The organism is Coprobacillus sp. (genome assembly GCF_984815275.1).
The window spans coordinates 53,778-61,394 of sequence record NZ_CFJNYH010000020.1 but is presented as its reverse complement, the minus strand read 5'-3'; the positions used below and the strand labels follow the sequence as shown (position 1 = coordinate 61,394).

At 32.4% G+C, this 7,617-nt stretch carries 8 protein-coding genes and 3 tRNA genes; all 11 read right to left on the bottom strand.

The features are described from left to right. Positions 1-2 precede the first annotated feature (2 nt). A tRNA-Arg gene (locus AC5M21_RS08700) sits at positions 3-79 on the bottom strand. 90 nt (positions 80-169) lie between these two features. Continuing rightward, positions 170-258, bottom strand: a tRNA-Leu gene (locus tag AC5M21_RS08695). A gap of 6 nt (positions 259-264) precedes the next feature. Next, positions 265-339: transfer RNA gene (locus AC5M21_RS08690), tRNA-Cys, on the bottom strand. A gap of 136 nt (positions 340-475) precedes the next feature. Next, positions 476-1,528 carry an ABC transporter substrate-binding protein gene (locus AC5M21_RS08685; RefSeq protein WP_008789904.1) on the bottom strand — a complete coding sequence of 351 codons (1,053 nt, stop codon included), beginning with the start codon at positions 1,526-1,528 and terminating at the stop codon, positions 476-478. After that, positions 1,512-2,321, bottom strand: a complete 810-nt coding sequence (locus AC5M21_RS08680) for an ABC transporter permease (protein ID WP_029158176.1) — start codon at positions 2,319-2,321, stop codon at positions 1,512-1,514. Before AC5M21_RS08680 ends, AC5M21_RS08685 begins: the two co-directional genes overlap by 17 nt. Beyond that, positions 2,281-3,171 carry an ABC transporter permease gene (locus tag AC5M21_RS08675; protein WP_008789906.1) on the bottom strand — a complete coding sequence of 297 codons (891 nt, stop codon included), beginning with the start codon at positions 3,169-3,171 and terminating at the stop codon, positions 2,281-2,283. Before AC5M21_RS08675 ends, AC5M21_RS08680 begins: the two co-directional genes overlap by 41 nt. After that, the gene (potA, locus tag AC5M21_RS08670) at positions 3,171-4,214 is read right to left on the bottom strand and encodes a spermidine/putrescine ABC transporter ATP-binding protein (RefSeq protein WP_008789907.1); all 1,044 of its coding nucleotides are present in this window, start codon (positions 4,212-4,214) and stop codon (positions 3,171-3,173) included. Before potA ends, AC5M21_RS08675 begins: the two co-directional genes overlap by 1 nt. A gap of 10 nt (positions 4,215-4,224) precedes the next feature. Further along, positions 4,225-4,758, bottom strand: a complete 534-nt coding sequence (locus AC5M21_RS08665; protein WP_008789908.1) for a helix-turn-helix domain-containing protein — start codon at positions 4,756-4,758, stop codon at positions 4,225-4,227. 157 nt (positions 4,759-4,915) lie between these two features. Further along, positions 4,916-5,746 carry a prephenate dehydrogenase gene (locus AC5M21_RS08660; RefSeq protein WP_008789909.1) on the bottom strand — a complete coding sequence of 277 codons (831 nt, stop codon included), beginning with the start codon at positions 5,744-5,746 and terminating at the stop codon, positions 4,916-4,918. 10 nt (positions 5,747-5,756) lie between these two features. Further along, positions 5,757-6,128 (bottom strand): hypothetical protein, encoded by a 372-nt coding sequence (locus tag AC5M21_RS08655; RefSeq protein WP_008789910.1) that lies wholly within the window; start codon positions 6,126-6,128, stop codon positions 5,757-5,759. Beyond that, complete coding sequence (locus AC5M21_RS08650) at positions 6,125-7,594, bottom strand: nicotinate phosphoribosyltransferase (RefSeq protein WP_017143774.1); 1,470 nt, start codon at positions 7,592-7,594, stop codon at positions 6,125-6,127. Before AC5M21_RS08650 ends, AC5M21_RS08655 begins: the two co-directional genes overlap by 4 nt. Positions 7,595-7,617: the final 23 nt, after the last annotated feature.

Below are 7,617 nucleotides of genomic sequence, written 5' to 3'. Positions count from 1 at the left end.
AATGGCGCGCTAGGCAGGAATCGAACCCACAACCTCTTGATCCGTAGTCAAGCACTCTATCCAGTTGAGCTACTAGCGCATCTCTTTAACAGCGCCATTCAATAATAACATCTTTGCTGTTAATTTGCAACACTTTTTTTCATTTTTTTCAACATTTCTTTTTTAGAAATGGTGCCCAGGGCCGGAGTCGAACCGGCACGGATTTTAAGGTCCGCAGGATTTTAAGTCCTGTGCGTCTACCAATTTCGCCACCTGGGCAGATGATGGAGGTTCCAGCCGGACTCGAACCGACGATGACAGAGTTGCAGTCTGTAGCCTTACCAACTTGGCTATGGAACCATTTTCCTGTTGCTCAAATAGTATATAATATTTTGTATCTGATTGCAATACTTTTTTTACAAAAAAAGTATGTTTCTTTACCCCAATACAAAAAACAAAGTTCTGATGAGGTTTTTTCAACAGAACTTTTTTTAAATTATTGTGCTTTCACTTTTGTCCAATAGTTACTATACATTTCTTTAACATCTTGGCTTTGATATGCAAAAACTTCATCATTTTTATCCATGCGAATAGCATATGCGCTATTTCCTTCAAAATCGCTTTCTGAAGCTTCTTTTGCTGCATTGACATTAGATGTTAAATATCCTACTTCCAATGTGTTATTCAAAGCATTCTCATCACTTATCATATAATTAATAAACTCCATAGCCAATTGTGTTTCTTGACAATCTTTACTAACAACAAAACCATCAAACCAAATATTTGTACCTTCATTTGGCATATAAAAGCCCATATCCTGATTTTCAGCCATAACCGAAGCAGCATCACCAGAGTACATAACTGCCATTGCTTTTTCACTATTTTTCATAGCATCAATTGTTTCATCAGTTGCATATGTTGGATTCATCGTTTTTCTTTGATCAATTAACCAATTATACGCTTTTTCAATCTCATCTTTATTAGTTGTATTCATAGAATATCCTAATGCTTTTAAAGCAACCATGAACGAATCTCTTTCTGAATCATACATATAAATATTACCTTTATATTTTGTATTTCTTAAAACTTCCCAACCCGCACTTAAATCACTTTCAGAAACCTTTGTCTTATCATAAACAATTCCAACATTCCCATAAAAGTAAGGAACCCAATAATCATTATTTTTATCAAAATTTTGATTCAAAACCGAATTATCCAAACTATCCTTATTTGTCATTACATTCCAATCAATTTTTTGTAAAAGGTCTTCTTTAATTAATCTTTCAATCATATATTCAGATGGAACCATAACATCATATTTATCTCCACCTAATAACTTAGTATACATTGTTTCATTAGAATCAAATGTTTCATAAATAACCTTACAATCAAATTCATTTTCAAAACCACTAATGACATCTCTATCAACATATTCTCCCCAGTTAAACACCTTCAATGTTTTAGAAGCACCTTGAGAACTCGAACCACAGCCCACTAAAGTTGATAAAGATAAAACAGAAGCTAAAGCAATTTTAACTAATTTTTTCATTTAATTTCTCCCCTTTTCTTTTTACAATCAAATACGGAACAAAAGTTCCAACCAATAAAACCAACAGAATGACAACAAGAACAATAGTAGATAATGCATAAATACTTGGATTCATACGTTTAGACATGTTGTAAATCACAATTGATATATTTTCAACACCATTACCACTCACAAAGTAAGAAATAATAAAATCATCAAAAGACATTGTAAATGCCAGTAAAGCTCCTGCAACAATTCCAGGTTTAATCTGAGGTAAAATAACCTTTGTTAGTGTTTGGAGTGGTGTGGCTCCTAAATCCATAGCAGCATCAGCTAAATTTTCATCTAATTGTTTCACCTTTGGATAAACATTCGTAATCACATAAGGTGTACAAAAAGCAATATGTGCTAGCAGCATCGTTAAATAGCCTTTCTCAATATTCAAGAAAGAAAAGAATATCATCAAGGAAATAGCTGTAACAATTTCAGGGTTCATAATTGGTAAATTATTAACCTGCATAATAGCTGTACGAACAACTTTCTTTGATTTCGTTAAAGCAATAGCAGTTACAGTTCCTAAAATAGTAGATATAACTGTTGCTAAAATAGCTATTGTAACCGACACAATAACAGCATCTAACAATTGACTGTTTCCAAACAGAGACTCATACCAGCGCATTGAAAAACCTTTAAAATTAGACAAAGATTTAGCGCTATTAAAAGAGAAAAACGCCATAATAATTAAAGGAAAATATAAAAACGCCAAGCACAGACTAATGCATAAAATTTTTACGGATTTTCTTTCTTTTCCCACTACGTTTACCTCCCTCATCTTTTTCATCTGAAACATTTGTACGTTTCTCTACTTTATAAATCAAAGCCATCAAAATAATGACGATGACCGCAAGAACCAGTGATACAGCACTTCCAAAATGCCAATTTCCAACTGTAATAAATTGCTGTTCAATAAAATTACCAATAAGTGAATACTGTCCTCCACCTAACATCTTTGGAATGACAAAAGCACTTATAGCTGGTAAAAAAACCATTGTAACACCTGTTAACACACCACTCAATGATAAACGAAACGTCACTTTAAAGAATGTTTGAATACGTGAGGCACCCAAATCCATAGATGCTTCTGTCAATGATTTATCCATATTTGTTAATGATGTATGAATTGGTAAAATCATAAATGGTAAAAAGTTATAAACCATCCCCATAACAACTGCAAAATCTGTATACATCATTTGCACAGGTCCTAACCCAATACTTTCTAAAACATTATTAATAATACCATTATTACTAAGAATACTCATCCATGCATAGGTTCTCATCAAAAGATTAATCCATGTTGGAATTGTAATCAATAAAATCAAAACTGTTTGTGTCCCTTCTTTACATTTAGAAATCATATATGCAATGGGATAACCTATTAAAAAACAAACAGCAGTCGTCAAGATACCTAGAATCAATGATCTCATCAAAACAGAAACAAAGATAGGATCTAAAAATTTAAAGAAGTTATCAAAGGTAAATTTAAAAGTTGTAATCTCTGTACCTTTAGCAGTTAATGCATAAAATGCGATTAACATCATTGGTACAATCGTTAAAACGAATAGCCAAAAACAATAAGGCGAAACCAATTTCTTATATTGTTTCATTAATATGTCCCCATTGTTTCCATAACATGAATATCTTCAGGCCAAAAATCAAGATTTACCTTTTTACCAACTTCACTCATATCAGTTGTATGCACCTTATACATACGTTCCTCTGTTTCTACCATGATTTCATAATGAACACCTTTAAAAACAATAGAAGAAACAACACCAGCGATTTTTCCTTGCCCTTCTTCAACAATATCTAAATCTTCTGGCCTTAAGACAATATCAACATCTTGTCCTTCATCAAATCCTTTATCAACACAAACAAATTGCTGATGATCAAATTCAACTAAGAAATCTTTAATAAATTTCCCTTCAACAATATTTGATTCACCAATAAATTGCGCAACAAATCTATTCTCAGGTTCATTATAAATATCTGTTGGCGTTCCAATCTGCTGAATATTTCCATCATTCATAACAACTATTGTATCTGACATTGTTAATGCTTCTTCTTGATCATGAGTTACATAGACAAATGTAATACCAACTTCCTTTTGAATATTTTTAAGTTCAATTTGCATAGCTTTTCTTAACTTTAAGTCCAATGCTCCTAAAGGTTCATCCAACAAAAGAACTTTTGGTTCATTAACAAGTGCTCTTGCAATTGCTACACGTTGTTGCTGGCCCCCTGAAAGTTGTGAAATATTTCTTTTTTCAAAACCTTCTAATCCAACAAGACTTAACATTCTCATCACTTTTTGTCTAACAATATCTTTATCCAATTTCTTAATTTTCAATCCAAAAGCTATGTTATCAAACACATTCATATGTGGAAACAAAGCATATTTTTGAAAGACTGTATTGACCTCTCTTTTATAAGGTGGCAATGTTGAAATATCAATACCATCAAACAAAACCTCTCCTGAGCTGGCTTCTTCAAAACCACCAACAATTCTTAATGTTGTTGTTTTTCCACATCCACTTGGACCAAGCAAAGTCATAAATTCGTTTTCATGAATATCCAAATGAATTCCCTTGAGAACAACTTGTCCATTAAATTCTTTTGTTAAATTATCAAGTTCAATTAATTTTTTCATATTATCCTCCTTAAAATAGTGGTGGTGTTGATACCCATATCACTTTTGCTTTAGAATCACCAGAATTCTCAAGATAGTGTGTTCTTTTTCCTGGCAAATAAAAAGTTTCTCCCTTTTTAACATTTAATGTCTTATCACCATAATGCAAAAGCACCTTCCCGCTTATCACATATCCAAATTCCTCACCATCATGTGGTTCCATTTCCATTGATGATTTCCCTTTCTCTATCTCAATTAAAATAGGTTCCATATCATTCTTTTGAGCATTTGGAACAATATAAGAAATTTCATAATCATCCTGTGTATTAACAAAATAGTCTTCTTTCTTAAAAACAATTTGTTCTTCTTGAGTTTCACTGAAAAAATCATGTAAGGTGGTTCCCAATGCCTCTAATATATCTTCCAAGGTCGTAATTGAAGGTGAAGTTAAATTTCGTTCAACCTGAGATAAAAAACCTTTCGTCAGTTCACTTCGATTCGCCAATTCTTCTAAGGTCAATTGATTGGCAATTCTCAATCTTTTTATCTTACTACCAATATTCATACTCTCACTCCCCTTTGTTTAGTCATATGAAACTTAATGTTTAAAATACAAAACATAATCATTATACAAAATATTATAAAAATTGCAATATATTTTTAAACAAAATGTTTAATATATTAAACTTAACTATAAAAAAATAACCTACCCCCAAGATAAGTTATTTCTCAAGTTTCTCTCTACGCAGCGAAGATTCCTGAAACATTCTTTTCAAACTTTCCTCATCATTGCCTTTAAGAGCATGTTTCAAACAGTCAAACTGTTCTTCAAAGCGTTCCATTGAAGCCAGAAGATAATCTTTATTATTCAAAAAAAGTTCACTCCATAAATCAGCGTTAATATTTGCTATACGGGTTAAATCCCTAAAGGAATCACCAATGTATTTTCCAGTATCATATTTTTGATCATCACTGTTCATCAAAGCAACAGCAATCATATGTGGCAATTGTGAAGTAAAGGAAATAATTTCATCATGAGCATAAGGGCTCATAATTTTCACACTTTTAAATCCCAATTGAGAAACAAATTGGCACATAAATTCAATGGCTTCTTTTTTATTTTGTTGATGTTCAATCACAATATAGTTAGCATTTTTAAAAACCTCTTTGCTAGCATAAGCATAACCTTTTTTCTCACGACCAGCCATAGGATGTCCACTGACATATTCTACTGACTCATCAATAATTGTTAAAGCTTTTTCTAAAAAATATGATTTAATACCTACAACATCTGTAACAATGCTGCCTTTTTTAAAACTATGACTTGCAATAAAGTCCAATACCAAAGATGGGTACAAACAAATAATAGTCATATCACTTTTAGCGACAATATTATGCCCATCTCTATATCCTTCAACAATATATCCCTCAGCTTTTGCCTGTTGTAATGTCAATGTATCATTATCAACACCATATACCTCATGCCCTAATCCTTTAAGAGCCTGAACATAACTTCCACCAATAACACCTAAACCAACAACTGTAATAATCATATAAAACCTCCTACAGTTTCAAAATCATAGCTATAGCAAGTGAAAAACCACCAAAAATCAAAGCACAGAAACAGTATCTTACAAACAATGACTTTAGTGATGCGCGTTTTGCTTCTATGGCCCAAAAAACAACAGCAACAAGCACACTAGATATAACCCCATGCGAAATAACAAGTGCAGCAGCCTGCCCACAATATTGAGTTAAAAATGGATTGCATAGAAATTGTGAAAAAGCAAAAATAATTGCTATCATGACAAAACTCTTATAATGAAAAGGTATCCAAGTCAAATTAAAATCTGATTGAGATCTGGTTTCTTGTTCAAACTGTTTATGCGTTATCTGAGTTTTGTGATTTCTTTCTATACTTCTTTTAAAACTCATTCATTTTCTCTCCCATCAGCTAACATTTTCAATTTATAATCTAATAATTTTTTAGTTAAATCAACATAATATATATGAGGATATTCTAATCGGAATGCTTCATCCCAAAGCAGTTCTTTTTGCTTAATAGAATATTGACGAATATCTTCTAATGAATATTCTGGATATACACACTGTCCTTTATCAAAAACAATCGTCTGCAAAGGTTTGATTTCATATGTTCCAGCATAAAGTTTTTTGTTTTTCCATGCATCAGATTGATGATATATTGTTATATCTTTCTGTTCATCTAAAACTTCATCATGAAAAGCAATAATATCAGCAATCGCTTTGTTGTTTTCCTTTTCAATTAATCGATAAACTTTTTTATAGCCAGGATTTGTAATTTTTTCAGTATTTTCTGAAATTTTAATTTTAGGTATAATGACACCATCTTTTTCCACAGCCGCCAATTTATAAACCCCACCAAAGACTGGTGAAGATTTAGAGACAATCATATTTTCACCAACTCCAAATGAATCAATTTGAGCTCCTTGTTCTAAAACAGAGCGAATCAGATATTCATCCAATGAATTGGAAACAGTAATTTTACAATCATGTAAACCAGCAACATCCAACATCATTCTTGCCTTTTTTGTTAAATACGCAATATCTCCACTATCAAGACGAATACCAGCCAATTTTTTACCCATAGGTGCCAAAACCTCTTCAGCCACCTTAATTGCATTTGGGACTCCACTTTTTAATGTATCATAAGTATCAACAAGAAGTACACAAGCATCTGGATACACCTGTGCATAAGCCTTAAATGCTTCATATTCATTATCAAAGGATTGAACAAATGAATGTGCCATAGTCCCTAGCACAGGAACTCCAAAAGCTTTTCCGGCTGAAGTCGTTGCTGTTCCAGCCACTCCACCAATATAAGCCGCTCTAGCCCCATAATGTGCAGCATCATAACCTTGTGCACGTCTGGCACCAAATTCCATCACAGGGCGCCCTTTCGCTTCCTGACAAACACGATGTGCTTTCGTTGCAATTAAAGATTGATGATTAATTGTCACCAACAAAAAAGTTTCAATCAACTGTGCCTCAATCAACTTTGCTTTAACAGTAATCAGTGGCTCATAAGGAAAAACTGGTGTTCCTTCTGGGACTGAATAAAGTGTTCCTGTAAATTTAAAATTTCTTAAATATTCAAAAAATGCTTCATCAAAAATATTTAAACTTCTTAAATATTCAATATCCCCTTCTGTAAAACGCATATCTTTGATAGCCTCAATCAGTTGCTGCAAACCAGCAAAGATAACAAAGCCTCCATTATCTGGATTCTTTCTAAAAAACATATCAAAATAGACAATCTGATCCCCTTTGCCTAATTTAAAATAATTATATGACATCGTTAATTCATAAAAATCCATAATTAAAGTAATATTTCTTTCACTACTAACGTTAACTTTTTCCATTTTGTTGCCCCCTGTCATGACAT